The sequence below is a fragment of the Bacteroides caecigallinarum genome (genome assembly GCF_021530995.1).
In the GTDB taxonomy this organism is placed as follows: Bacteria; Bacteroidota; Bacteroidia; order Bacteroidales; family Bacteroidaceae; genus Phocaeicola; species Phocaeicola faecigallinarum.
This window is the reverse complement of the sequence record NZ_JADYTF010000014.1, coordinates 19,601-44,335: the sequence shown is the minus strand read 5'-3', so window position 1 is coordinate 44,335 and position 24,735 is coordinate 19,601. Positions and strand designations below refer to the sequence as shown.

At 41.7% G+C, this 24,735-nt stretch carries 24 protein-coding genes; 2 read left to right on the top strand and 22 right to left on the bottom strand.

All coding sequences use genetic code 11. The features are described from left to right. Positions 1–186 precede the first annotated feature (186 nt). The 4 genes from I6E24_RS03805 to I6E24_RS03790 all read right to left on the bottom strand — a co-directional run bounded on the left by I6E24_RS03805 (position 187) and on the right by I6E24_RS03790 (position 4,316). Positions 187–3,402, bottom strand: coding sequence for a DNA primase (locus tag I6E24_RS03805; RefSeq protein ID WP_235326364.1), 3,216 nt, complete (start codon positions 3,400–3,402; stop codon positions 187–189). Further along, positions 3,399–3,602: a hypothetical protein gene (locus tag I6E24_RS03800; RefSeq protein WP_005649194.1), complete on the bottom strand. Its 204-nt coding sequence runs from the start codon at positions 3,600–3,602 to the stop codon at positions 3,399–3,401. The genes I6E24_RS03805 and I6E24_RS03800 overlap by 4 nt, the downstream gene beginning before the upstream one ends. 189 nt (positions 3,603–3,791) lie before the next feature. Continuing rightward, entirely contained in the window at positions 3,792–4,106 is a 315-nt protein-coding gene (locus tag I6E24_RS03795; protein ID WP_032598393.1) for a hypothetical protein, read from the bottom strand. A gap of 18 nt (positions 4,107–4,124) precedes the next feature. Further along, positions 4,125–4,316, bottom strand: coding sequence for a hypothetical protein (locus I6E24_RS03790; RefSeq protein WP_007843190.1), 192 nt, complete (start codon positions 4,314–4,316; stop codon positions 4,125–4,127). Between the two features lie 144 nt (positions 4,317–4,460). On the opposite strand from I6E24_RS03790, the gene I6E24_RS03785 reads away from it, so the two are divergent. After that, positions 4,461–4,913, top strand: a complete 453-nt coding sequence (locus I6E24_RS03785; RefSeq protein WP_235326362.1) for a helix-turn-helix domain-containing protein — start codon at positions 4,461–4,463, stop codon at positions 4,911–4,913. Between the two features lie 421 nt (positions 4,914–5,334). On the opposite strand, the gene I6E24_RS03780 is transcribed toward I6E24_RS03785, so the two are convergent. The 14 genes from I6E24_RS03780 to I6E24_RS03715 all read right to left on the bottom strand — a co-directional run bounded on the left by I6E24_RS03780 (position 5,335) and on the right by I6E24_RS03715 (position 17,501). After that, a complete protein-coding gene (locus I6E24_RS03780) occupies positions 5,335–5,769 on the bottom strand; it encodes a hypothetical protein (protein ID WP_235326360.1) in 435 nt (144 codons plus the stop codon). Between the two features lie 187 nt (positions 5,770–5,956). Further along, positions 5,957–6,841 carry a F0F1 ATP synthase subunit gamma gene (locus I6E24_RS03775; protein WP_235326358.1) on the bottom strand — a complete coding sequence of 295 codons (885 nt, stop codon included), beginning with the start codon at positions 6,839–6,841 and terminating at the stop codon, positions 5,957–5,959. 5 nt (positions 6,842–6,846) lie between these two features. Next, positions 6,847–8,436 (bottom strand): F0F1 ATP synthase subunit alpha, encoded by a 1,590-nt coding sequence (gene atpA / locus I6E24_RS03770; RefSeq protein ID WP_235326356.1) that lies wholly within the window; start codon positions 8,434–8,436, stop codon positions 6,847–6,849. Between the two features lie 19 nt (positions 8,437–8,455). Next, complete coding sequence (locus I6E24_RS03765; protein WP_235326354.1) at positions 8,456–9,010, bottom strand: F0F1 ATP synthase subunit delta; 555 nt, start codon at positions 9,008–9,010, stop codon at positions 8,456–8,458. Between the two features lie 6 nt (positions 9,011–9,016). Further along, positions 9,017–9,517 carry a F0F1 ATP synthase subunit B gene (atpF, locus tag I6E24_RS03760; protein WP_235326352.1) on the bottom strand — a complete coding sequence of 167 codons (501 nt, stop codon included), beginning with the start codon at positions 9,515–9,517 and terminating at the stop codon, positions 9,017–9,019. Positions 9,518–9,527: 10 nt separating this feature from the next. Beyond that, positions 9,528–9,782, bottom strand: coding sequence for an ATP synthase F0 subunit C (gene atpE, locus I6E24_RS03755; protein WP_154044670.1), 255 nt, complete (start codon positions 9,780–9,782; stop codon positions 9,528–9,530). Positions 9,783–9,888: 106 nt separating this feature from the next. Further along, complete coding sequence (gene atpB / locus I6E24_RS03750) at positions 9,889–10,950, bottom strand: F0F1 ATP synthase subunit A (protein WP_235326350.1); 1,062 nt, start codon at positions 10,948–10,950, stop codon at positions 9,889–9,891. Next, entirely contained in the window at positions 10,947–11,327 is a 381-nt protein-coding gene (locus I6E24_RS03745) for a hypothetical protein (RefSeq protein ID WP_235326348.1), read from the bottom strand. The genes atpB and I6E24_RS03745 overlap by 4 nt, the downstream gene beginning before the upstream one ends. A 58-nt stretch (positions 11,328–11,385) precedes the next feature. After that, positions 11,386–11,658, bottom strand: coding sequence for a F0F1 ATP synthase subunit epsilon (locus I6E24_RS03740; RefSeq protein WP_235326346.1), 273 nt, complete (start codon positions 11,656–11,658; stop codon positions 11,386–11,388). 5 nt (positions 11,659–11,663) lie between these two features. Next, complete coding sequence (gene atpD, locus I6E24_RS03735) at positions 11,664–13,190, bottom strand: F0F1 ATP synthase subunit beta (RefSeq protein WP_204400919.1); 1,527 nt, start codon at positions 13,188–13,190, stop codon at positions 11,664–11,666. Positions 13,191–13,380: 190 nt separating this feature from the next. Further along, a complete protein-coding gene (locus tag I6E24_RS03730) occupies positions 13,381–14,559 on the bottom strand; it encodes an ABC transporter permease (RefSeq protein WP_235326344.1) in 1,179 nt (392 codons plus the stop codon). Between the two features lie 19 nt (positions 14,560–14,578). Beyond that, the gene (locus I6E24_RS03725) at positions 14,579–15,223 is read right to left on the bottom strand and encodes an ATP-binding cassette domain-containing protein (protein WP_235326370.1); all 645 of its coding nucleotides are present in this window, start codon (positions 15,221–15,223) and stop codon (positions 14,579–14,581) included. A 14-nt stretch (positions 15,224–15,237) separates the two neighbouring features. Next, a complete protein-coding gene (locus I6E24_RS03720) occupies positions 15,238–16,767 on the bottom strand; it encodes a DUF4836 family protein (protein WP_235326342.1) in 1,530 nt (509 codons plus the stop codon). Between the two features lie 32 nt (positions 16,768–16,799). Beyond that, positions 16,800–17,501 (bottom strand): 16S rRNA (uracil(1498)-N(3))-methyltransferase, encoded by a 702-nt coding sequence (locus tag I6E24_RS03715; RefSeq protein WP_235326340.1) that lies wholly within the window; start codon positions 17,499–17,501, stop codon positions 16,800–16,802. Positions 17,502–17,737: 236 nt separating this feature from the next. Here I6E24_RS03715 and I6E24_RS03710 point away from each other — a divergent pair, with 236 nt between their 5' ends. After that, a complete protein-coding gene (locus I6E24_RS03710) occupies positions 17,738–18,763 on the top strand; it encodes a DUF4468 domain-containing protein (RefSeq protein ID WP_235326338.1) in 1,026 nt (341 codons plus the stop codon). A 129-nt stretch (positions 18,764–18,892) separates the two neighbouring features. On the opposite strand, the gene I6E24_RS03705 is transcribed toward I6E24_RS03710, so the two are convergent. The 4 genes from I6E24_RS03705 to I6E24_RS03690 are packed head-to-tail and all read right to left on the bottom strand — an operon-like array spanning position 18,893 to position 24,726. Beyond that, the gene (locus I6E24_RS03705; protein WP_235326336.1) at positions 18,893–21,319 is read right to left on the bottom strand and encodes a S9 family peptidase; all 2,427 of its coding nucleotides are present in this window, start codon (positions 21,317–21,319) and stop codon (positions 18,893–18,895) included. A gap of 15 nt (positions 21,320–21,334) precedes the next feature. Then, complete coding sequence (gene rseP, locus I6E24_RS03700; protein WP_235326334.1) at positions 21,335–22,675, bottom strand: RIP metalloprotease RseP; 1,341 nt, start codon at positions 22,673–22,675, stop codon at positions 21,335–21,337. A 31-nt stretch (positions 22,676–22,706) separates the two neighbouring features. Beyond that, positions 22,707–23,864: a 1-deoxy-D-xylulose-5-phosphate reductoisomerase gene (locus I6E24_RS03695; protein ID WP_235326332.1), complete on the bottom strand. Its 1,158-nt coding sequence runs from the start codon at positions 23,862–23,864 to the stop codon at positions 22,707–22,709. Between the two features lie 4 nt (positions 23,865–23,868). After that, a complete protein-coding gene (locus tag I6E24_RS03690) occupies positions 23,869–24,726 on the bottom strand; it encodes a murein hydrolase activator EnvC family protein (protein WP_235326331.1) in 858 nt (285 codons plus the stop codon). Positions 24,727–24,735 lie beyond the last annotated feature (9 nt).

Below are 24,735 nucleotides of genomic sequence, written 5' to 3'. Positions count from 1 at the left end.
TGCTTGGTCGAGTTGCTCCTCAGCAGAGCTCGCCTCCTCTTTGATCCACGAGGCAAAGTTAACACTTTCCTCCTTGAATCTACTACTTTTAAAGACCAAAACGTTGCACTTCGTTTTGGAATCTACAGTTTTTTGACCTATCTGCATATAACTTTATACGCTAAGAATCCTGTCCTACAAATCCTATTACTCAGCTACAACCTCAGTTTCAAGATCCAGTCCGAAAGTCTCTTTCAGCTGGAGATAATCAAAGCACAGTGCCTTTGGTCGGTTTACCTTTACCTTCTTAACCTGCTCGCCATTCACAATGTCAATGGTATAGTCAGGAAGTCCGCTGGGCAGAAGTATGGTGAATCTGTCCTGCTTCAATCCAAGGTATGAGGCATGGGATTTCAGGTAAGACATGATGGTGGACCAGTTCGAGCGGTTGGAAGTTGAACCTGCATTCCGGCTGTTGAACAGTGACGCCACGGCTGCCGTGTTCAGATAAAGAATTGGACGTGCTTCTTTAAATTCTATATCTTCCTTTACGGACAATGGACGGAAGGATTTCATATACCTTATGCGGTAATGTGCCTTCTCGATACATTTCCCTGAAGTCTGGAATCCCTGAAGCATACTCCAGAAGTCCGCTATTTCTGAACTTTCCTGAGCCAGCTCATTCTGGTTGCGTATTCCTTTGACTGCCGTATCAAACAATTCTGCATAGCTGAAAGGCATGTCAATGACAGTTTCCAGTGTTCTGAAGGTGGCCAATGGAATAACCCAGTTCCCGAATATACGGTCATGGATGGTTTCATTTTCCAGTTTCGCAGCCAGCTCACGCTTGGTAATGGAATATATTTCCGGAAAGTTCTTTTCAAACAGTTCCCGGTGTCCCAGTATCTCCAGAGTGAGGTGGGTTAGTCCCATATTGCAGACTGATACAAGGTCTTCATAGGCCCTTTTCTCATTCTGGTTGAATGATGTCCTTGAAAAGGCAAGGAAAATGACACGGGTATAGAGTGCCATATCCTGAGTAGGCTTGTCCTGGCCGCAAAGGGCAACACCTGTTGTGACAATGGTCTGTGCTGCCATCCCGTCTGTATTCGTATTCTTTTTGGTCTGGCCACCACCGCCCCAGAGTCCTTTCAGATAGGCTATCTTGCGGATGTCGAGGTCGTTCTTGTATTCATCAAGCACGGCAAGAGTATTGACGGCCTGTGACACACGGTCGTTCATGGCCGGTACAGAGGTTACTCCAAGGTTGGGCGGATCTACTCCGTGCAGGAAAAAGGACTGGAGGGAAGTAGCCAGGGTTGTCTTACCGGTTCCTTTCTCACCGAAAAGGTTCAGGATGGGAAAGTGGCGGGTACGTCTGAATATGATGTCACGGAAGAGGGTGGCAAGAAGGTAACAGAAGGCTACGCTTGCATTCTCACCGAACACTTCCATTAGTCTGCCTACAAAGTCATGCAGCTTTATCCCGTTACGGTTCTCATGTACCATAAGTCTCTCAAACTGGAATATCTCCGGATTGTTTAGATAGATTTTTGAAGTGGCCGGTATATAGAAGGCCTTGCCGTTGATTCCACGGACAATACCCAATTCATCTACGGTATTGAATGTGCCTGCAAAAAATATTCCGTTACCAAAAGCAAAGATTCCTTCAGCCGCATTCCAGCCGAGTTTTCTGATACGTTCTGCCGTATCGGTCTTTGAATACAGGTATTCCTTTACACGGTTAAGTTTGTCTATCTTGGCGAGCCATACATAATTGCCCAGTGAACCGACCTTCTGCTGGAAGTTGCTCAGCGAGCATAATTCAGACTCCTTCAGTTCTATGACCCTGCATACATTGTACATATTCCTCATGCGGAAGATTCTGGTTCCGTTTATCTCATCCTCGATATGGAACAGCGGTTCCATGATGAAGTTGGAGATTCTTGACGGTTCATCATCATCTTCACCGATGGAGTAGTAACAGTTTTCCCTGACGAACAGTCCGAACTGGCGCAGCAGCTCCGCTTCACGCTGCATCTCGTTCATGGCCGCAGGTTTGTCATTTCTTCTCCTGGCTTCTCCACGTGCCTGGGTAACGGCATCACGCCATAGCTTTACCTTGCCGTGCAGTCTGGAGAGCTGTTCTATGCACTGGTCATACACAAGCTGGTCCTTTATATAGCGCAGCAGGTCTGCTATTTCCGCAACACACTTTCTTTCCTCTACCATGGAACCGGCTACCAGAAAACGTTTCTGTGCAAGCCAGATAATGAAATGCTTTTCAGGAAGTGAAGTGTAATCCTCCCTGCTGCGGATATAGCTGTCGGCATCATTCTTGGCATATTGTACTTCTCCTTCTGTCCCGGATGGTATTTCTGCGAAAGGAAGTTCCCTGACTGTTACATGGAATCCTTTTCTTATGGCTGCAGCTCCATTAGACATCACCGCCTCAAATCCAGGTCCGTATGGCTTGCCTTCCGCAATATCCGAATCTGGAATGAAACAGAGTGAGGATACATATTTCTTCAGCTGCTCAAACTGGACGTCACTCCAAGCTGTTCCAAGTGACGCTACTGTATTGTCGTATCCAATCGACTGCATTCTCAGGACATCAGGAGCACCTTCCACAATGATATAATAGTCGGCATCACGCAATCTGACGGCACGGTCAATGCCGAATACTGTTTCTCCCTTGGAGTAAATCATGCTTGTTGCCGAGTTGATATACTTGGGAGCTTTCCTGTTGTCTCCGATGTATCTGGCCGTATAGGCAATGATGCGTCCCCATCTGTTTCTCACTGGAATCATGATACGCTGTCGGAACATGGCGTATGTGTTGCCGTCCTCGCCACGCTTGAACATACCGAGTTCGTACAGCAGTTCTTCGTTCAAAGCCTTGCTTCTGCAGAAATCCATAAAGGCCTGACCGTCCTTCGGTGCATAGCCTATTCCGGCAAAGGCACAGAGCTCCTCATGCCACCGGCTGTATGCGTAGGTTCTGGCATCAAGGCTCTCTTCCTTGTCTGTTGCTCTTAAATTTTGCAGGAAGAAAGACTGTACTGTGTCGAGAACTGTCAGAAGAGACTCCCGGTGCCTAGCTTCGGCCAGCTGTTCCTCACTGCGCTCTTCACTGATGTATTCTACCGGAATATTATGGTTCCTGGCAATAAATTCCACGGCGGCACTGAAGGAAAGTTTTTCCTTTTCCATTATAAAAGTAATAGAATCACCGCCACGGTTACAGCTGAAACAGTGGAAGAGATTCTTGCTGGGAGTGACAGCAAAGGAACCGGTCTTCTCAGTATGGAAAGGACAAAGTCCCATCAGGGTTGAGCCTTTTCTGGACAGCCTGACATAAGGACTGAGTACTTCTTCTATGGCAAGTTCCCTTACTTTACGTATGGTTGTTTCGCTTATCATAACGTACTGAGCAGGTTCCAACAATCGATTATTGACTGGCCGGAGTATTTAGGACGGCTGACATTATTAGGATTGAGCGGTTGGATATACCCGTTTTCTCTGTATTTTTTGAGTGTCTTGTTGCTGATACCGAGTTCAGCACAGGTGCGCTTGACTGAATAGACACCGTTTGGATCGCACGCTGGTCTGATTTCTTTCATTATTATAAAATCATTATGGATGTGCGATACAAAAGACCTGCCGGCTTTATTGTTAAGCTGGTGAACAAAGGTTACTGACGCACATTCCTGTACCTACTATAATTGCTTTCTTTATATTTCATAGAGTATCACGGCTAAACTAAACAAATAAAGTTTATCAACATTAGAGTGTTAGCCATAATACGTTTATTATTTGTCTTTTTTGACTGGTCTTTCAGCCTGTTTCGGCTGACTTTCATCAAAATAATCCTGGGTGGTACGCTGCAGGAGCCTGAGGTCTGCCGTGCGGTATTCCACCTTACCCGGTCTTTTATAGGAAACCACCTTTCCCTGACGTTTCCACCGTTCCACATTCCTGCGGCCAAAAAGCTCGTATGCCTTTCTCTGGCTGATGAATTCAGGATCATCCTTGTCGGCTTTCAGTTGCCTGACAATTCTGGAGGACAGGTCATTCAGGAATGTTTCATATGGTATAAGATGGTCCAGAAACTGTAATATCTTCATATAAACCTGATTTGGTTTCTATACTGTCCGTTTGACCGTAATGGTATGGTTTTCCCTGTCAGTCCTGGTCTTGAACTGGCGGTTGTAGATGGCACCAAGCTCTGAGGCCTGTGTACGGACGCTTTTCAAACGTGAAATGGGGAATGAAACGGATTCACCTACTTCAAGGGCAACAAGTGCCGGACGGATTTTTTCTAAGTTTTCAGACATAATTGTTGGATGTTTAATATTTAATGTTTAACTTTGTATTCACCAAATGAATAGGTTACACCACAAAGTAACATAAAATGGTTTATATAACCAAATATTTGTTTGATGATTTATTGTTTAAGATGTATTTATTGAAGGAATCGCATGGATAATGACATAAAACACGTGCATGTAGGTCAGGCTATCGACAAAAGACGCAACGAGCTTGGATTGAGCAAATCTGAGCTTGGGCGCAAAATCGGTGTGCCGCAGCAGCACATAAACCGAATACTGGAAAGGGAGACAATGGAAACGAGCAGGCTTATTAAAGTCAGCGAAGCATTGGACTTCAATTTCTTTTCCCTTTTCTGTCCGAGACAGCATAATATATCGGCACACCTTGCAGCCGTTGCATTGGACGGTAATGCAAACAACCTGATAGGTGATGCGGAACTGGCCGTACAGTTATCCAGCGAAAAGAAAGAAACTGAGAACTTGAGGGAAACAATCAAGCTTCTGAAGGAGCAGATAGAGAGTCTGAACTCACAGATTTTACGTCTTGATTCAAACCTTAAGGATAAGGACGTGATTATTGAACTATTGAAAGATAGGAAATAAACAATACTGAAATTTAAATGAATGCGTCATCTCGTTACAGAGAGGTCAAATCATTCATCCTTAATATCTATTGCAACTGTTCCAAGCATTGTATGGGATTATATCAAGATGCATACAGATTACATACACAAAGATTGCATCTTGTTGAAACACAGATATGTATTGGAGAGGCCCAAGCTGCGATAGAGGAATAATATTTGCAATTTAATAAATTTACGAGGTAGATATTTTTTATTATCTACCTCGTTTTCTTTATATCAACAGCATACAAAAAAACTGTACCTACATTATCCTGAAAACAATGAGGTACAGCCACACGAATAAACTAAAAAATTAATTATCTTAAATACTATCTATGAGTTTTACTTTTCTTATTTTTATATACAACAAATCTAAAGCTATTTTTGTTCATTACTTTTGTTTAATTTCCATAGAAATAAGCCGGATATCCATCAAGAAGACATTCCAAACGATTATTACCCATAAAAATATTGTTCATATATGAATAATCATTAGCTCCATACTTCAAACGTAAACTTGTGTAATTAGCATCATACCAGTCCCATACAAATGTATAGGAAGATTCCTGACGAAAGCCACGACGGTCCACTGTCAATATATAATCTACTCCTGTATTGTTGTCATAAAAACGAAGCTCCTGACAATGATAATCTCCGTAATTATCGGTCCACTCCTCTACCCATGTCCTACTACATAAATAATAAGTAGACTCACGATAATCGTTAGTACCGTTTCCAATCTCAATTCCAATCCCTACATATTCACACGATGAAAATAAAACTGTAAAAGCAAAGATTAATGCCGGAAACACAAAAATCCTATATAACCGTTTCATATCTACCTCCTGTTCTTCTTTATTTCCTTGGTACAAAGGTATATACTTCCGACAAGTATTTATAAAGTAAAATCCTATAGTTTGAGAGGAATTTCCCTACAATGTATAGGGATACAAGAAAGGCACTATAATATGTCATTAAAAACAACACATCATAATGCCTTTATTTATTAATAATAAAATGTAATTAAGCCATTGTTCCACCCACGATATCAAGCAATTCATTGGTAATAGCCTGCTGACGGCTCTTATTGTACACCAATGTCAATTCCTGGATCAAATCGTTGGCATTGTCAGTAGCTATCTGCATTGCCATCGTACGGGCAGCATGTTCAGATGCTGCAGCGTCAAGCAATACCGTATAAATCTTCATTCTTAGAACTTTAGGAACTAGCGAGTTCATTATCACTTCAGAGGAAGGCTCAATAATGTAATCGGAACAATGTTCTTTTACTTCAGAGTTATCAGTATTGGTAACCTGTCCGTTTACATCAACTGGAAGATAAGTTTCATGAGTCAGAATCTGTGATGACGTTGACTTGAAGTGATTATACAGCAAGTCAACTTTCTGTATCTCACCTTTAAGAAATCTGCTCATGAGCTCAGAAGCCAAACCGGAAGCATCCTGATAATTAGGTTTCCCACTCATGTGCTGATAATCTCCTGCCACTTCCATTCCCATTTTCTTTACTGCCTCAGCTATTTTCCTTCCTACAGGATAAATCAGGATATTCTCCTTTCCTACTTTAGCAGAATACTCGTCAATCAAGGCTGACAAATGTCTGATAACATTTGCATTATATCCTCCACAAAGACTGCTGTTCGAAGCAAAAGCCACTATAGCCACCTTCTTTACCTGTTTGTTGACAGATAAAGGAGTCTGAACAGAAACGCCGGACGCCAAGAAATCTCTCAGAATTCCATGGAGCTTATTCTCGTATGGAAGCATATTTTCAATAGCTTCCTGAGCCTTGTGCAGTTTTGCCGACGCCACCATCTTCATGGCCGAAGTAATCTTCAGCGTACCGTTTATAGAGTTTATTCTACTTTTAACTTCTTTCAGCGATGCCATAATAATTACTGTTTATATTGAACTGCAGTTTCTGCTGCCACTTTTTCTATAATAGCCGTTACAGCATCATTTATCTGTCCGCTGGACAAAACATCTATCACATCTTCTTTATGGTTCACACGAAGAGTTGAAAGGAATGTATCCTGGAAGCTACGTACTTTATCAAGTGGAACTTCACGCATCAATCCGTGAGTACCGCAATAAAGAATTGCAATCTGTTCTCCTACCGGCATAGGTGAGTACTGTGGCTGAATAAGCAACTGGTTATTCTTACGTCCACGGTCGATAGCCATTGCTGTAACAGGGTCCATATCACTGCTGAACTTTGAGAATGCTTCAAGTTCGCGATACTGCGCCTGGTCAATTTTCAGTGTACCTGCCACCTTCTTCATACTCTTGATCTGCGCACTACCACCAACACGTGATACAGAGATACCTACGTTGATAGCAGGACGGAAACCTTGGTTAAAGAGGTCTGTTTCAAGGAATATCTGACCGTCAGTGATTGAAATCACGTTTGTAGGGATATATGCTGATACGTCGCCTGCCTGAGTTTCAATGATAGGCAATGCTGTGAGCGAACCACCGGCCTTAACTCTTCCTTTCAGGCTTTCAGGCAAGTCATTCATCTGTTCTGCCACTTCCTGCTGGCTGATTATCTTTGCAGCACGTTCAAGCAAACGTGAATGCAGATAGAAGATATCACCAGGATATGCTTCACGTCCTGAAGGACGGCGAAGGATAAGTGATACCTCACGATAAGCTACCGCCTGTTTTGACAAGTCATCATATACAACCAATGCATGACGACCGGTATCACGGAAATATTCACCGATAGCAGCACCGGCAAACGGAGCGAAATACTGCATTGCTGCAGGGTCTGAGGCTGTAGCTGCAACTACCACTGTATAATCCATAGCACCACGTTCACGAAGTGCATTAACTATACTTGCCACAGTAGAACCTTTCTGACCTATTGCTACATATATACAGTAAACCGGATTTCCTGCTTCATAATTTGAACGCTGATTGATGATTGTATCAATAGCTATTGCAGTCTTACCTGTCTGACGGTCGCCGATAATCAACTCACGCTGTCCGCGTCCTATAGGAATCATAGCATCGATAGCTTTCAGACCAGTCTGCAACGGTTCAGTTACAGGCTGACGGAAGATAACTCCCGGAGCCTTACGTTCAAGCGGCATCTCGAATGTTTCACCTAAGATGTCGCCGCGTCCATCCAATGGAACACCCAGAGGGTCGATTACACGTCCCAACATACCCTCACCTACATTGATTGAAGCGATATGTTTGGTACGTTTTACTATCATTCCCTCCTTAATCTGGTCAGTAGGACCAAGCAGGACGGCACCCACATTGTCCTCTTCCAGATTCATTACGGTACCCATAACTCCGTTCTCGAATTTCAGCAGCTCGTTGGCTTCTGCATTACGCAAGCCATATATACGGACCACACCATCGCTCACCTGCAGCACGGTACCCACCTCATCAAATTTCAGTGAAGTGTCGATACCTTCAAGCTGCTGTAGCAATACTTCCGAGACTTCGCTGGGTTTTATAGTATTATCTGCCATTATTAATCAATTCAAATAATTATACTATTCTTCTGTTTTTATCAATAAACTGACGTCTGATATTTCTAAGCTGGTTGGCTACACTTGCATCCAAACGGTATCCGTCAATTTCCATAATATAACCCCCAATAATGGAAGGATCAATATTAGCTTCGATTACCACCTTTGATTCAGTCTTGAGCGCACCGATTTCCTCCAGATGTCTAACAAGTTCAGGAGCTTCAACAGCCGTAGTCAGTCTACCCATCAATATATGCTTCCTTTCCCGGTACTGGTCTATGAACGACCATGTCATGAAATGCAAGAATTTCTCTCTTTTTCCGTCAATCACGAGTTGAAGGAAACGTTTCATTTCTTCACTGACATTCTTTCCGCCTGATGCTTCAATCAGCAAATCCAATTTGGCCTTTCTTGTCACAACAGGATTTTCTATTGTTTTTTTCAAATCAGGTACGTTACCAAAATGTCCGGCCAGCGTTTCAACCTCCTTGTATATTTTTTCTTCATTGCCTCTGGCTATTGCAAAGTCCAATAAAGCCTTGGCATAACGCTTTGAAACTACTCCTATATTCATAACCGGTTATTTAGAAGATTCAACCATCTCGTCTACTAATCGACTTATAAGTTCAGTCTGTTCCTTAGCATCGGCCAATTTGGTACGTATTACCTTTTCGGCAACACCTACTGAAAGCAAAGCCACCTGACGACGGATATCTCGGATTGCACTTTCTTTTTCAGTCTCAATCTGCTTTTTCATTTCTTCCATCAGACGGTCACCTTCCAAACGAGCCTTCTCCTGAGCATCTTTTATGATGCGGTCACGTGTTTCAGTGGCTGATTTCAGAATTCTAGCTTGTTCTTCATGAGCCTGAGCAAGGATTTTCTCGCTTTCGGCCTTTACGTTTGCCAATTGTGCATTGGCTTCGCGTGCGGCTTTAAGAGAGTTATCGATATATGCCTTCCGGTCGTCTACCATCTTGATGATAACAGGAAATCCGTATTTTGCCAACAAAAAGAAGACAATACCGAATACCACTACCATCCAGAACAGTAACCCCGGATCCGGAGTCAACAATCCCATACGCTGATTATTATAGGAACAATGTTAGAAGACAAACGATTATTGCGATAATAGCTACACCTTCAACAAGTGCTGCGATGATAATCATGTTAGTACGAATATCACCTGATGCTTCTGGCTGACGGGCGATTGCTTCCATAGCTGAGCCACCGATTTTACCAATACCAATACCTGCACCGATTACTGCAATAGCTGCACCAAGAGCAGCACCCAATTTACCTAAACCTGCACCTGCGGCAGCCTGTAATAAAATTGAAAGTAACATAATTATAAGTTTTTAAGTTTGTTATTTTTAAAATTTATAAAGTGATAAGTCTGTTACGGCTACTTAGCCATATATCTGTTTATCACAATTGTTTTTTTTGTTTGTTTTAGTTTTCCTCTTTTTCCTTTACCTTGGAAAGACCGATAAATACAGCCGAAAGCATAGTGAACACATAAGCCTGGATGAAAGCCACCAGAAGCTCAAGAGCCGTCATGAATATACCAAACGCTACTGACACAAAAGTCATTGCACCATTCAGTAGCGGACCTATTTTCACTGTTATGAAAATGATGGACAGCAAACTGAGAATAGCTGCATGACCTGCCATTATATTGGCAAAAAGACGAATCATAAGAGCGAAAGGCTTAGTGAACAGACCGAAGAACTCTATCACTGGCATCATAGGTATAGGAGCCTTAAGCCATACCGGTACGTCAGGCCAGAATATATCTTTCCAATATTCTTTGGTTGCAAAAGCATTAGTAAAAAAGAAAGTCAACAAAGCCAGCACAAGCGTGATTGCTATATTACCTGTTACATTGGCACCACCCGGGAATATTGGAATAAGTCCCATAAGGTTATTTACCAATATAAAGAAAAATGCAGTCAGCAGATACGGTGCATAACGTTCATAACTAGGACCTACTCCTTCCTTGATAACGTCGTTATAAATCATCAGCACCATTGACTCTACCATACCAACACCGCCTCTTGGTGCTCCATTCTCAACAGGATGTTTTTTATACCATCTGGCACATCCAAGAACTATCCACACCAAAATAGCGCTGTTTATCATGAGTCCAACAACATTCTTTGTTATGGACATGTCCCAAGGACGAACCTCCTCGCCAGCGGCATTACGTTCTACAATCTTTCCGTCGTATGCTCCACCTTCAGCTATATAAAGGCCCTCATATTCTCCTTCTTCCAGTTTCTCTGAAGAAAACACATGCCATCCGGTACTGCTTTTAACTATTACCGGAAGTGGAATAGTGATATGAGTATCTCCAATAGTTACTATGTGCCAGGAATAAGAGTCGTTGATATGTCCGAACACCAGTTCGTTGACATCCACTTCACCGCCTTCGTCAGAAGTCTCGGCAGATGCGAAACCTGATGTAAAAACCATCAGTAATACTAAAGTCCATATGTAACGTACTTTTCTCATTGTTTCTGTTTTAGTTTTTTCTTCTTAATAAGTCTCAGTTCGATACTGGTAAAATATACAGTCTCGAATATCAAAAAAGAAATATAGAATACCACAAATGTTGCAAAGAAAGCCACAATTTCATGCTGTACCGCATAACAGTATATTGAAACAATCAGAATGCTTACAAGAAACTTGGTTCCTTTACAAACCAGGAACAGTGGAATCATCTTGTCCTCTCCCAGCCGATAAGCCATGGAAAACATGTTGATGTAGAACAGACCGAAGAGGTAAAAAAACACAGGAATGGCAGGAAACCACGGAAAATACCTGTCTGGTATAAACAAATGGTAAATCAAACCTATCACAACAGACAATATCAAAGTCAATATTGTCATTTTTTTTATAAATATCCTCTTTGCCTTTAGCAAAAACATGTTTTTCAGATTTTTCGGTTTATAATTCTACGCACACTGAGACCAAATTATCTTTAACCTCAACGAATCCTCCTGTAATTTTCAATCTTTGCGTATCTCTCTTTACCCTGTACTGCGCTTCGCCACACTGATAGACAACTTCACCTTCTTTCAGCGAAGATATTATCGGAGCATGGTTTACAAGCAACTGGAATTTACCAAGTTCACCAGGCAGTTCCACCCAGTTGACAGGACCATCGAAGAGAGTGCGCTCCGGTGAAATAATCACCAGATTCAAATTCTTCCTGTCCATAGTCGTTATGCTTTAGCAGCCTCAAGCAGTTTCTTTCCTTTCTCTATGGCATCTTCGATTGTTCCCACGTTAAGGAATGCCTGTTCAGGCAAATAGTCAACTTCACCGTCAAGTATCATCTTGAATCCCTTAATAGTATCCTCAATTGAAACCATAGCACCCGGAACACCTGTAAACTGTTCTGCCACGGCAAACGGCTGTGAAAGGAATCTCTGTACCCTACGTGCACGGTTTACAGTCAGACGGTCCTCGTCCGAAAGTTCGTCCATACCAAGGATAGAGATGATATCCTGAAGTTCCTTGTTACGCTGAAGAATCTGTTTAACTCTCTGTGCAGTCTCGTAATGTTCCTTACCCACAATAAGCGGATCAAGAATACGCGATGTAGAATCCAGCGGGTCAACAGCAGGATAGATACCAAGTTCGGCTATCTTACGGCTCAACACTGTAGTAGCGTCAAGGTGAGTAAATGTAGTAGCCGGAGCAGGGTCTGTCAAGTCGTCGGCAGGCACATATACAGCCTGAACTGACGTGATGGAACCATCCTTGGTAGAAGTGATACGTTCCTGCATCTTACCCATTTCAGTAGCCAGAGTAGGCTGATAACCTACAGCCGAAGGCATACGTCCCAAGAGGGCTGACACCTCAGAACCGGCCTGAGTGAAACGGAAGATATTGTCAATAAAGAACAGAATATCCTTAGGGCTGTTTTCTTCTGTCTTGCGGTCGCGGAACGATTCTGCCAAAGTCAATCCAGAAAGTGCTACAGACTGACGTGCGCCAGGAGGCTCATTCATCTGTCCGAACACCATCGCAACCTGTGATTTCTCTACTTCCTTATAGTCTACTTTCGACAAATCCCAGTTGCCTTCTTCCATACTCTTCTGGAATTCCTCGCCATAGCGGATAACGCCTGATTCAATCATTTCCCTAAGAAGGTCATTACCTTCACGGGTACGTTCACCCACACCGGCAAAGACAGAGAAACCGTTATGTTTCTTTGCAATATTGTTGATTAACTCCTTGATGAGCACGGTTTTACCTACACCGGCGCCACCAAACAATCCGATTTTACCACCTTTCAGATACGGTTCCAAAAGGTCAATAACCTTAATACCTGTAAAAAGTACTTCCTGAGTTGTTGCCAAATCCTCAAAACGTGGAGGTTCGCGGTGTATAGGGAAACCGTCCTTCTTGTCCAGTTCGGACATTCCGTCGATAGTCTCTCCCACTACGTTCATCACACGTCCCCTGATCTGTGCTCCCACCGGCATGGTTATAGGCTGACCGGTAGGTACAACTTCCATTCCGCGTTTCAGTCCGTCCGTACTGTCCATAGCTACTGTACGTACAGTATCCTCGCCTATATGCTGCTGTACCTCAATAACCAATGTACGACCATCCTTGCGGACTACAGTCATTGCATCGTGTATTTTCGGCAGTGCAACTTCGGCATCCAATCCCTCCAGATTGAAGTGAACATCCACAACCGGACCAATTACCTGCGAAATATGTCCAACGATTTTTGACATAAACTAATCTGTTAAATTATTATCTTAATTGATTACCACAAATTTAATGTTTTATCCAGTAACAATGTACCAAAAAGTAACATTTTTTAGTCCTTAAACAATGTTATAGGACATAATATGAGAAATATTTCCCAATACCATTTACATATTATCACAGTGAATAAAGACTTTTTAAACTAAAAATGGCCTTTTACATTATGGAATTGATTTTTTTCCTTATAGCAATAACATTATAAACAGACACCAGGACAAACAAAAGCACACCACAAAAACATGCACACATCATATTTCCTTCACTTTCTGCTGATATAATGTCAGAAAGGGCATCCATATATATTTCTCTTACGAATAGCAGCACAATAACAGATAGCAGTAAAACTGAGAAATTCATCACTACTGTCAATATCTGATATGGTTTGGCTACACTCTGAGTGCTATAACCCATAAGAATAAGATTCTCCAACTTGTCGGTATTCTTCTGTAATAATAAATAGATACTTAGTAATAATATATAGAATGAAAGCAGGCTTATAACCAACCCGACAGTCATAACCACTCCGACAGCAAGCTTCAGGAACCAAGTAATTTTTCCTGCATCCAGCTTGTTATCCTCTGTCTCGTAACCGTTATCGCTGAAATATTCCGCTATCCTTTCATCGGCAGGATTATCCACTTCTATTATAAGCCTGGACGGTTCCCAAGCCTTATTTCCACCGTATGAAGCATTGGCGCTTCTCATAAATGCTTCCGGCACCAATATAGTATTAAGTCTGTTGGAGAATCCCACTATGCGCCCTTTCTTTACATCTCTCATGCCATTGCCTGATAGATATAAATTGAGCGATACCAGTCCAACCATACCCTCAGACAATTGTGGCAGATTGCGGCTTCTGGCAAACCCGAAGTTATAAAGATTGAGATAATTGCGTGGTATTATGATTGGTATTTCTTTCTGTCCTTCAGTGTATCTCCATGCATCAGCCTTTACATCCACGAAATTGTCTGGAACTGATTCTAGAAACATAGCAGTAGAAAGATCCATTCCTCCGAAAGATATGCCAGCCGAAACTTTAAACTGTGCAGGCTGGAAAGCTCCCACTTCAACCGTAAAAGGCTGCGATTTCAGATCGTCCACCTCGTATGAAGAGAAAGTACCGCTTTTTCCGGCAATACTTCCCAGGGTGCTCACCTTTTTTGTTACTACAATATAATCCTTCTTTATAAAACTGTCTTCCTGGGTAAACACAGGCAAAACATCATTATAGAACTGTATTCCCAGCATCACTATCACCATACCACACAGATTGGCAATAAAGAAACCTGCCAGCTGTGCCACGCTGATATGCTGTTTTAATAATCTCCAAAGCATCTTGATTCCTCTGTATGTTTTAAAGTTTCATTTCGACATTGTAATTAATGTTCAGACGACGGCCTATGGAAGTCACTATCACGCCCACTCCCCTTTCACGAATTTCACCTTCAAGAATTTTTGCCATAACATTTCCGTTGGCATCATCCAGATGGCTAACCGGTTCGTCCATAAACAGAAAATCGGAAGGCTGACACAACATCCTGACGAAAGCCACCCTTTGCTGCTGTCCGAAGGACATTTTCCCTACCGGTTCCGCCCACTTATCATCTATTCCAAGCATGGAAAACCATTTTCTAATCTGCTCCTCGTCCCTGAAATGTGTCAGATTATTTTTCAGAATCACATTCTCGCCTGCCGTAAGTTCCGGAAACAGACGCAATTCCTGAAACATCATCCCCAAATTTCTCTTTCTCACATCAGTCCATTCATTACCGGACATTTTTCTTATGTCTGTACCATCAAAACGGATTACTCCCTCATAATCCTTTCTGTAGCCATAAATAAAGCTGCACAGCGATGATTTACCGGTTCCGGAAGCAGCCTCAATCAGATAAGATTTTCCCTTCTCAAAAACCTGTTTTCGGCACCATACATCAGAGACTATATGTTCACGTCCGGAAAAAACACCAGGCAACAGATTATCCAATTCTATCCTATCCACTTTCAACATTCCTTTTAATTATTAAATAATGTAGTAAGCGGATTACGATTCTTGTCCTTCATAATGATTTCTATATGGACATTACCACCATCGGCACTCTCCACCGTAAGATAATCCAACCCACCAAAGAAAGCCAAAACCGAAGCCATGCTTCCCTCTATTTTACTCAAATCAAACAGACGGTCAAGCGACGACAGGTCCGAAACCATGAAAAACCTTTGTCCTTCCACTCTATTTCCCCAGTCACGGTCGCGGAGTGAAAGTCCCAGCACTCGCCTTTCAATCAGAGATTCCTTATTTGTAACATAGAATCTGCCATCCTTTACTCCTATCCACAAAGCCAAATATCCTGAAGAAAGTCCAACCATGCTTCCATCCACAGTCTTGAATTCATATCCGTTTTCACCATGATTGCGCAATATCACCTGTCCGCCTGTAAGCGCAGCCATTGATTTCAGAGTTTCAAACGACTTCATGAAACCATCCGACGACACGTCAGCATAAGCTATAAACTCACCTCCATCTGGTCCTGACATAGCCAAAGCCACATCACCATTTATCGCACTGAAAATAGAACGGAAGTCAAGCGGTATCATCGACTTCTCAAAATATCTTCTCAACGAAGGGTTCCCGCATAAAAAGTCATAAAACTCTCCACCTTTTATATTAGCCGTAGCCCAAAAAGGAGTATTCTGAGGGAATATATCAAGATAATGACCTTTTACATTTGCAGTGACCTGTTGTTTCTTCTCCATAATGCCTTTCATAACTTTGTCAGCCACCATCACTTCTACGTCCATCACAGTCTTTCCAATAGTGAAATCTACTGTAGAAATAGCCTTAATATCTTTCAGACGCAATTCTGCCGACACACCCATAGTAAGAGGATAGACAGCTTCATGAGGCAGTACCTCAAGCGAGCTCCATACTATTATATCACCTTTCTTCTGCTCCATCAGTCTGAAGTCCTCGGATGCAGAGAAACCTTCACCATCCTTCTGTCGCAACCACATAGAAGCCTGTCTGACAAGCGATTTAGGATCTGTACCCTTGTTATCAGCCGCAAGTATCATGGCCCCATCATTATATGCCAGGAGCCAACTACCCATTACAGTCCATTCGCATCCATCAGTTTCTTTTATTTCCTGACAGAGCTGCTGCTTCTTAAGAGCTTCCAACACGTCTTCCAGTTTATCCTTGTCTGTCACCTTAACCAGCAGTCCACCTATCTTCGCCTGTTCTCCCATAAAAAGATAAATCTTTTCTTTCAGTCCCAGACCACTCTCCTTACCGTCACGAAAAATCTTCTCCACAAGAGCATCAGAATTTGAAAGGCCACTCTTCACCATGTTTTCCAATCTAGCGAGAAGTTCTTTATCAGCATTTTCGCCGCTCAATCCCCCCTTCTCAGCCATAGAATTAGCATCAACAGCAACCACGGCCGCTGATTTTGCAGGAATAGCATTTTTGTAATCCGGTGCACTTCCACAGGCAGCCATAAGCAAAGCCAGCACCGGAACGGATAAATATTTCAGTTTCATCATTAATTATTGATTTATTTGTTAATCGTCTGATATCATTCAGCATTAAGAAGATTCATAGTATGCACAGCCACCAAAGCGGCGGTTTCAGTACGCAAACGAGACTTACCCAGACTAACCGGCTTAAATCCTTTCTTTAATGCCATTTCCACTTCCTCCTTACTGAAATCCCCTTCAGGACCTATCAGTACCAAAGCATCATTTCCAGGCACTATAGCATCCTTAAGCAAAGTTTTCTCTCCCTCATTACAGTGGGCTATAAATTTATCCCCCTTAAAATCCATATTCATAAACTTCTCAAAGTCTGTCATTTCGTTTATTACCGGCTTACGGGCTTTCAGCGATTGCTTTACGGCTGAAACCACAATCTTCTCCACCCTCTCAGTCTTGATGACCTTTCTCTCCGAGTAACGGCAGTTAAGGAAAGTAATCTCATCCAAACCTATCTCAGTAGCTTTCTCGGCAAACCACTCTATGCGGTCCATCATTTTCGTAGGAGCCATGGCTATATGCAAATGTCCTTTCCACAAAGGTTCCTGAAATGTTTTCTCCAGAATTCTGACCTGACACCTCTTGCCCAAAGCAGCACTTATGGCAGCTTTATAAAAATATCCTTTGCCGTCGGTCAGTGTAATCTCATCACCTATATTCAGTCGTAAAACTCTTACACAGTGTCCTGCTTCCTCTGCCGGAAGTTCAGAATCCGTTAGTATATCAGGGGTATAAAATACGTGCATAATGATATAATTGAAATTAAAACCGAACAAATGTAACCATTTTTTCCGACACTTCGGATGCCGGACACACTTAAATTAAAACGACAGTTCATTTAAAATAAAATAACCTGTCATTTAAAGTCAAACGACCTGTTGTTTTATTTAACAAATAAAAACATATAGAAATAAGACTTTATATCATCAAAAAAAAGATTTTTTGTATGTTTGCTGCTATTAATAACAAAAACAACCCAAACATGAAAAATTTACTTTTATTAATCCTGGCATGTTTACCTTTTTTCGCCAATGCAAAAGACAATAAAAAGGACGATAATTCCAATCCTAAGTATTTGGAAGGAGCAATAACCTTTAAAGACGATAAAATAGTTTTCGAAGATGAAATCAAAGTTCCTTCAATGAAAAAAGAGGAACTTTATTCCACAATGCTCCAATGGGCAGAAAAACGCTTTGTTTCCGAAGGAAAGCTCAATAGCCGTGTAGTGTATAAAAATGAGGGAAAGGGAGAGATTGTAGCATCAGCAGAAGAATACATGGTGTTCAGTTCAACAGCACTTTCGCTTGACAGGACCAGAATTTACTATCATTTTTACATTTTGACAGAAGATGGCAAATGTAGTCTCAACATGAGCCGTATCAGATACTGGTACGACGAGAATCGCGATGGAGGCGAACGTTATACAGCCGAAGAATGGATTACCGACGATATGGCACTGAACAAGAAAAAAACGAAACTTGCCCCTATATGCGGAAAATTCCGTCGTGAGACTATCGATTTGAAAGACGCACTGTTTGCATCGGTAAGAGAATGCCTGGGTCAAAAAATTCTTGACACTCCATCCTCAAACACTGTAGTTCCAAACGTAGAAAAGAAAACAGGTGTCGTAGCAGTTTCGGAGTTGCCGGAAAATCTTGCACAGATGGCTACCAACGGAAAAATAACAATAAAAGCTAACGGAAAGGAAACACAGCTTGATTCAAACTCTTGGGGAGGATTCGGCAAACTTTTCAATAAAGATGTGGCATACATTCTGATTGACAAAAAACAGTCTGATATATGCAAGAACATGGAAAGTTCACCATTATACACAGTTTCTTTCTATAAAGACAAATCGTCAAAAGCTGAAATCGTGATAGAGTGCAAGAAAACGATGACTCAGGAACTTTCTGCAGAAGAACTGAAATCGCTTAATCAGAGCGTTGACACTAACAAAGAATATATAATGTATATTTGTGAAGTGACTTCGGCTGTTATTAATCAATAATTTAATTTTAGATAAATACTAAGAGCTGACTTTAAAAAAGGTTGGCTCTTTTTTATTTACACCATAAAAAAAGACTCACACCAACCCAAAATGGATAGTATGAGCCTTATTTATATGTTTATATGATATTTACCTCTTCGGAATATCTACCGATTTTTCACTTTGTCCCTTCAGATGCTCTGAGAAATAATCTACAAGTCTCCAGTAGAAATATTCATTCATATCTCCAAAAGCATGACGTTGTCCCGGAAGATATAGCATATCGAAACGCTTACCTGCCCTGATGAGTGCATTTACCACGCGTGTAGTATTTGCCGGATGAACATTGTTGTCGATATCGCCATGTACCAGCAACAGATGACCTTTCAGTTGTTTTACGATCTCAGGGTTGGTAGCTATCTTATACACGAATGTTGTATCGCCTTTCTCTGTTATAGTCTCTTTCACTCCATGATGCGTTTCACTCCACCAACGGTTATAGATGCGGTTATCGTGATTTCCGGCACATGATACTGCTGCCTTGTAGAAATCAGGATACTGGCATATTGCGGCTGTCGACATAAAACCTCCACCGGAATGACCGTGAATACCTACCTTATTTATATCGATATATTTATATCGTGCAGCTAACTGCTCAACTGCAGCCTTATGGTCTGCCAAAGGATAATCACGCATATTGCCGTAACCGTAATTATGATACCACTTCGAACGGCTTGGATGTCCTCCTCTCTGTCCTACAGAAATGACAATAAATCCTGCCTGAGCCAAACGGTCTGTACGGATACTCATACGTGTAAACGGATAATATACAGCCTCAACCTGAGGTCCTGGATATACGTAATCTATGATAGGATATACTTTTGTAGAATCGAAATCGTATGGTTTGTACATCACTCCATAAAGGTCTGTCACACCATCGGCAGCCTTAACCTTAAAGAGTTCAGGGAACTTATATCCTGCAGCCTTAAGATTTGAGAAATCACTTTCCTGGATGGTCATTACCTTATTTCCATTCCTGTCAATCAGGTCTGCACATGGCACTGTGTTTACACGAGAAAAATTATCTACCGCAAACTGTGCATCATCTGATAATGAAATCTGATGGAAGTAATCACCTTTAGTAAGTCTTGTCAATCCGCTACCGTTTACGTTTACCTTATACAGATGTTCATAATAAGGGTTCTCGTCTTTTTCTTTTCCGTTTGCGAGGAAATATACAGTACGTGTTGCCTCATCTATCTTCAAGACCTGTTCTACATGCCATGGTCCTTCGGTAATTCTGTTTTTAAGATTTCCCTTATCATCGTATAGATAAAGGTGTGCCCAGCCATCGCGCTCGCTCCACTGTATGAATTCCTTTCCACCGTTTATCACATGTATAGGACGTGTCTCCTGATAGGTGTTCATACGCTCCTTAACGATAGGAACAATAGAATCCTCTCCTACTGTATATGTACATACGTCGATACGATGAAGATCTCTGCTGTATCTTGTCACAAAGAAACGTTTATTATCGCCTTGCCATACAGAAGGACGGAACTCCATGTCTCTCTGTTTTTTCTCCATTGGCTTATACTCCAGTCCTAACCACTGGTTCTTCCATGCCGACACCTTGATTTCCTTACGTGTATTCGATGTCATATCGAATATATAAAGATGTTCCTCTGGAGCTTCCATTTCTCCAGGCATCTGATACTTGTATGTTTCAAGTGTTGGACGTGGCTCAGCTATTGAGTTGATTACCCAAAGAGGTTTTACAGCCCTGTCATCCGAAACTATAGTCACAAAATGTTTTGAGTCAGGCGACCAGCATCCCCATGCCTTACGACGCTTGCCATTACAAAGAGTGTCTGTATTTAGAAGGCTGTAAGGTATACCATAACCGAAATCCGGCATACCGTCTGTAGTAAGCTGAATTTCAACGATTGTGCTGTCCTTTTCATCCTTCTGTGCCTTGCGATAGTCGGCTATGCTCATACGATACAGGTTACAGTCCTTTGCATATACCACAGACTGACCGTCCGGAGAAACAGAAGCCCAATCAAGTTTCTTTGGCTCTTTTTCCTTATCGGCAAGATGTGTAAGTTTCTTAGTTGGGAAATCGTATGAAAAATAGAAAACCTTCTTTTCGGCTTTCTCTTTTTTATCCTTTTCCTGTTTTTCATCCTGTGATGACACTACTTCGAAAGTAAAAGTACGACCGTCGGCTTCTGCTTTAAGATTCTTCACCGGAAGCTGTCTAGCCTCAAAAGGGTCCTTTACAATCTCCGTCAGCTGTGCCGCCAACTTGTCACGGTAGAAAAGCATTTCTTTCTTTTTCTGCGAAGGAGTTACCACATACCAGAATGTACCTTCGGATGTTTTATACTCATACCAGAAACCTTTTCCATTCTGAAACCAGTGAGGGTCAACAGTAGTAGAAAACAGCATATTTTTTAGCTTGCTCTCCGTAAACTTTTCTGCCTGCAGATATTCGGGAAGTCTTTCCTGAGCTACAACAATAGCAGACGAAAGCATCATACCGCCCAATATTGCAGAAAACAATATTCTCTTCATAAAATCAGTGTTAAATTACAATAAGAATCTAAGTACGTCATTAAAGTTAGCCCAAATGAGCAAAGCAAAAAGCAGGAACATACCAACCATCTGGGCATATTCAAGGAACTTATCGCTAGGCTTACGACGAGCTACAATCTCATAAATAAGGAACAATACATGTCCTCCGTCGAGTGCTGGAATAGGCAAAATGTTCATAAATGCCAAAATTATTGACAAGAATGCTGTCATAGACCAAAAACGCTGCCAGTCCCACACTTTAGGGAATATACTTCCAATTGTTCCGAAACCGCCTACACTCTTGGCTCCTTCTTTTGTAAACACATACTTAAGATCGTTTACATATCCCTTCAGGGTGTTTACCCCTAAAGTTACTCCTGCCGGGAAAGATTCAAAAAAACCGAAAGTACGTACTGTTGGAGTATAATTAAGCATACCGCCTATGGCAGCCACCTTGAACTGCTCATCTGTAGTCACGTTTACAGTATCTCTAACACCAGCACGTGAATATACCAGAGTAAAATCAGCAGTAGTCTTTTCCGCTACCTCGGCTCTAAGTTTCAAATCAGCCATCTGATTCTGGAAATCATTCCATGAATTAAGAGTCTTTCCGTTGACAGCTATAAGCGAGTCGCCTTTCTGTATGCCTGCATTTGCAAAACCACCGCCTGCAACAACAGAATCAACCACATTAGGATGGAATACATCAACAAACATAGGATCTTGCTGGGCTACATCAATAAGGCTCAATTCAGGCATTGCTATACTTACAGTCTCACCGTTACGCAATACCTTTACTTCCTTAGCCTCAACTACATCACGAATCATATCCATTCCGAAACGCTCAAGCTCTTTGCCATCTGCACTAAGAAGTATATCTCCGTCTCTGAATCCTATGTTCTGTGCTGTTTCGTTAAACTTCAATCCGTAACTCATATCCTTGAGCGCGATATATTTGTCGCCCCAGGTAAACAATATCATGGAATAAATAAATAGAGCCAGAATAAAGTTCATCATCACACCACCTATCATAACGAGCAGCCTCTGCCATGCAGGTTTGGAACGGAATTCCCAAGGCTGGGCCGGCTGTTTCATCTGTTCTGTATCCATAGACTCATCTATCATACCAGATATTTTACAATATCCACCCAAAGGCAACCATCCTACACCATATTCTGTTTCAGAATTTTTAGGTTTGAATTTGAATAAAGAGAACCATGGGTCAAAAAAGATATAGAACTTCTCTACCCTGATTTTGAATAGACGCGCAAAAAAGAAGTGTCCTCCTTCGTGTACTATAACCAAAATAGACAAACTTAGCACCAACTGAAGGGCACGGATAAAAAATGTCTCCATCTGTTTTTTCTTACTTTTTTTAAATTAATAATTAAAAGCCTGAGTTTATGACATACTCGGCTGCTATACGGCGGGCTATAGCGTCAGTTTCCACATAGTCATGATATGTAGGATTGCTGATATACGTTACCCTATTCATTGTTTTTTCTATTACATCACTCATACCCAAGAAAGATATCTGATCCTTAAGGAATGCCGCTACTACCACCTCATTGGCCGCATTCAATATGCAGGCCATATTTCCACCACGGTTCATTGCTTCGTACGCAAAAGCAAGATTTCTGAAACGTTTTGTATCAGGAGCTTCGAATGTAAGAGTATTGCACTTAATAAAATCCAACCGCTCGCCGGAAAGTGTCTCACGCTTAGGGTAAGAAAAGGCATATTGTATAGGCAAACGCATATCAGGCACACCAAGCTGTGCTTTTACCGCACCGTCCTTATATTCTACCATAGAGTGGATGACAGATTGTGGATGAACAACCACTTCTATTTGTTCAGGTTTTACACCGAAAAGCCATTTAGCCTCAATAACCTCAAAACCCTTGTTCATCATAGAAGCCGAATCAATGGTAATTTTTGCCCCCATACACCAATTTGGATGCTTAAGAGCCTGCTCCTTGGTAACAGTGGCAAGCTGTTCCATACTGAAAGTACGGAATGGACCACCAGATGCGGTAAGAATTACCTTACTTATAGGATTATTCATTTCCAGACACTGGAAAATCGCAGAGTGTTCAGAGTCGACAGGCAAGATGGGAGTTCTATACTGTTGTGCCAGTTCAGTAATAAGCTCACCTGCCACTACAAGAGTCTCCTTATTAGCCAATGCAATAGTTTTGCCGGCTCTGATAGCATTGATAGTAGGTTTCAAACCTGCATATCCTACCATAGCTGTCAATACAATATTTACAGGTCCTGATTCCACAATTTCGCACAAAGCCTCGGCTCCGGCATATACCTTTATAGGAAGGTCTGCAAGTGCGTCTTTCAGTTGCTGATATTTGTCTTCATTAGCAATGACCACAGCCTCAGGCTGGAACTTTCTGGCCTGTTCAATAAGTTTATCTACCCTATTGTTTGCAGTAAGGGCATATACCTCATAAAGGTCAGGATGTTCCTCTATCACTTGTAAGGCCTGGGTTCCTATAGAACCCGTAGACCCAAGAATTACTATCTGTTTTTTCATAACCTTAGAATACTACATAATTTCCCGGATTTATTGGTATCCCCCTACGCCAAAGTTCAAAATGAAGGTAAGATTCCTTATGTTCGTCATTTCCTTTTCCTACCAAAGCAATGACATCTCCACCTTTAACCTTGTCGCCGGGTTCTTTCATCAATGAACCACAGTTCTTATATATACTGATAAAATTTTGTGCATGCTGAACTTGTATCACATACCCGTCGCTCACAGTATAAGTAGCCATAATGACAGTTCCATCCAATATAGCCACCACATTCTCATTATCGGAGGTCAGAATATCAATACCGTAATGCTTCTCTTCGGGATTGAAATTCACTTCTTTCACGCCATTTACCGGCTTGAAGAATATAAGACCGGAGACTGCATTACTATTGTCAATAGCACGTAAGTTATATCTCTCCTTCTCTTCATACTGCTGACGGAACTCCTCCTCCTCTTTTGTCCTTTCCATAAGCTGCTCGGCACGTAGATTGGTCAAAGAGTCTATGGACTGAATAGTGTCTACATGTATCTTTCCACTGAATATGTCCTGTATATTCATTATATACCTATTCTGTTTTTCTAAGGCCAAACGCAATGAATCGGCACGAAGCGCATTTGAAACAACCATCTCGCGCACTTCAGAATTCATATATCCCGGCAAATAGTTACGCAATGGTGTAAAAGCTATAATGGAAGCGGCAATAATGAATATAATAGTACAGGCAAACAAAAGGACTGAAAGACCATTCAGTTTGGATACATGTATCCCTACCACTTCCTCAAGTGTATTCTCGTTTATAATGGTAAGTTTATACTTAAATTTGATATTATGCCAAAAAGCCTTACGTCCTTTCTTCCTCATACTCACCAG

Coding starts and splice junctions, on each gene's coding strand:
- I6E24_RS03690 (WP_235326331.1), bottom strand. CDS start 24,726: ATGAGGAAGAAAGGACGTAAGGCTTTTTGGCATAATATCAAATTTAAG.
- I6E24_RS03710 (WP_235326338.1), top strand. CDS start 17,738: ATGAAAAATTTACTTTTATTAATCCTGGCATGTTTACCTTTTTTCGCC.
- I6E24_RS03705 (WP_235326336.1), bottom strand. CDS start 21,319: ATGAAGAGAATATTGTTTTCTGCAATATTGGGCGGTATGATGCTTTCG.
- I6E24_RS03790 (WP_007843190.1), bottom strand. CDS start 4,316: ATGTCTGAAAACTTAGAAAAAATCCGTCCGGCACTTGTTGCCCTTGAA.
- I6E24_RS03715 (WP_235326340.1), bottom strand. CDS start 17,501: ATGCACGTATTTTATACCCCTGATATACTAACGGATTCTGAACTTCCG.
- I6E24_RS03745 (WP_235326348.1), bottom strand. CDS start 11,327: ATGACAATATTGACTTTGATATTGTCTGTTGTGATAGGTTTGATTTAC.
- I6E24_RS03780 (WP_235326360.1), bottom strand. CDS start 5,769: ATGAAACGGTTATATAGGATTTTTGTGTTTCCGGCATTAATCTTTGCT.
- atpE (WP_154044670.1), bottom strand. CDS start 9,782: ATGTTACTTTCAATTTTATTACAGGCTGCCGCAGGTGCAGGTTTAGGT.
- I6E24_RS03805 (WP_235326364.1), bottom strand. CDS start 3,402: ATGATAAGCGAAACAACCATACGTAAAGTAAGGGAACTTGCCATAGAA.
- I6E24_RS03695 (WP_235326332.1), bottom strand. CDS start 23,864: ATGAAAAAACAGATAGTAATTCTTGGGTCTACGGGTTCTATAGGAACC.
- I6E24_RS03800 (WP_005649194.1), bottom strand. CDS start 3,602: ATGAAAGAAATCAGACCAGCGTGCGATCCAAACGGTGTCTATTCAGTC.
- atpD (WP_204400919.1), bottom strand. CDS start 13,190: ATGTCAAAAATCGTTGGACATATTTCGCAGGTAATTGGTCCGGTTGTG.
- I6E24_RS03775 (WP_235326358.1), bottom strand. CDS start 6,841: ATGGCATCGCTGAAAGAAGTTAAAAGTAGAATAAACTCTATAAACGGT.
- I6E24_RS03730 (WP_235326344.1), bottom strand. CDS start 14,559: ATGCTTTGGAGATTATTAAAACAGCATATCAGCGTGGCACAGCTGGCA.
- rseP (WP_235326334.1), bottom strand. CDS start 22,675: ATGGAGACATTTTTTATCCGTGCCCTTCAGTTGGTGCTAAGTTTGTCT.
- atpB (WP_235326350.1), bottom strand. CDS start 10,950: ATGAGAAAAGTACGTTACATATGGACTTTAGTATTACTGATGGTTTTT.
- atpA (WP_235326356.1), bottom strand. CDS start 8,436: ATGGCAGATAATACTATAAAACCCAGCGAAGTCTCGGAAGTATTGCTA.
- I6E24_RS03795 (WP_032598393.1), bottom strand. CDS start 4,106: ATGAAGATATTACAGTTTCTGGACCATCTTATACCATATGAAACATTC.
- I6E24_RS03765 (WP_235326354.1), bottom strand. CDS start 9,010: ATGAATATAGGAGTAGTTTCAAAGCGTTATGCCAAGGCTTTATTGGAC.
- atpF (WP_235326352.1), bottom strand. CDS start 9,517: ATGGGATTGTTGACTCCGGATCCGGGGTTACTGTTCTGGATGGTAGTG.
- I6E24_RS03740 (WP_235326346.1), bottom strand. CDS start 11,658: ATGGACAGGAAGAATTTGAATCTGGTGATTATTTCACCGGAGCGCACT.
- I6E24_RS03720 (WP_235326342.1), bottom strand. CDS start 16,767: ATGATGAAACTGAAATATTTATCCGTTCCGGTGCTGGCTTTGCTTATG.
- I6E24_RS03785 (WP_235326362.1), top strand. CDS start 4,461: ATGGATAATGACATAAAACACGTGCATGTAGGTCAGGCTATCGACAAA.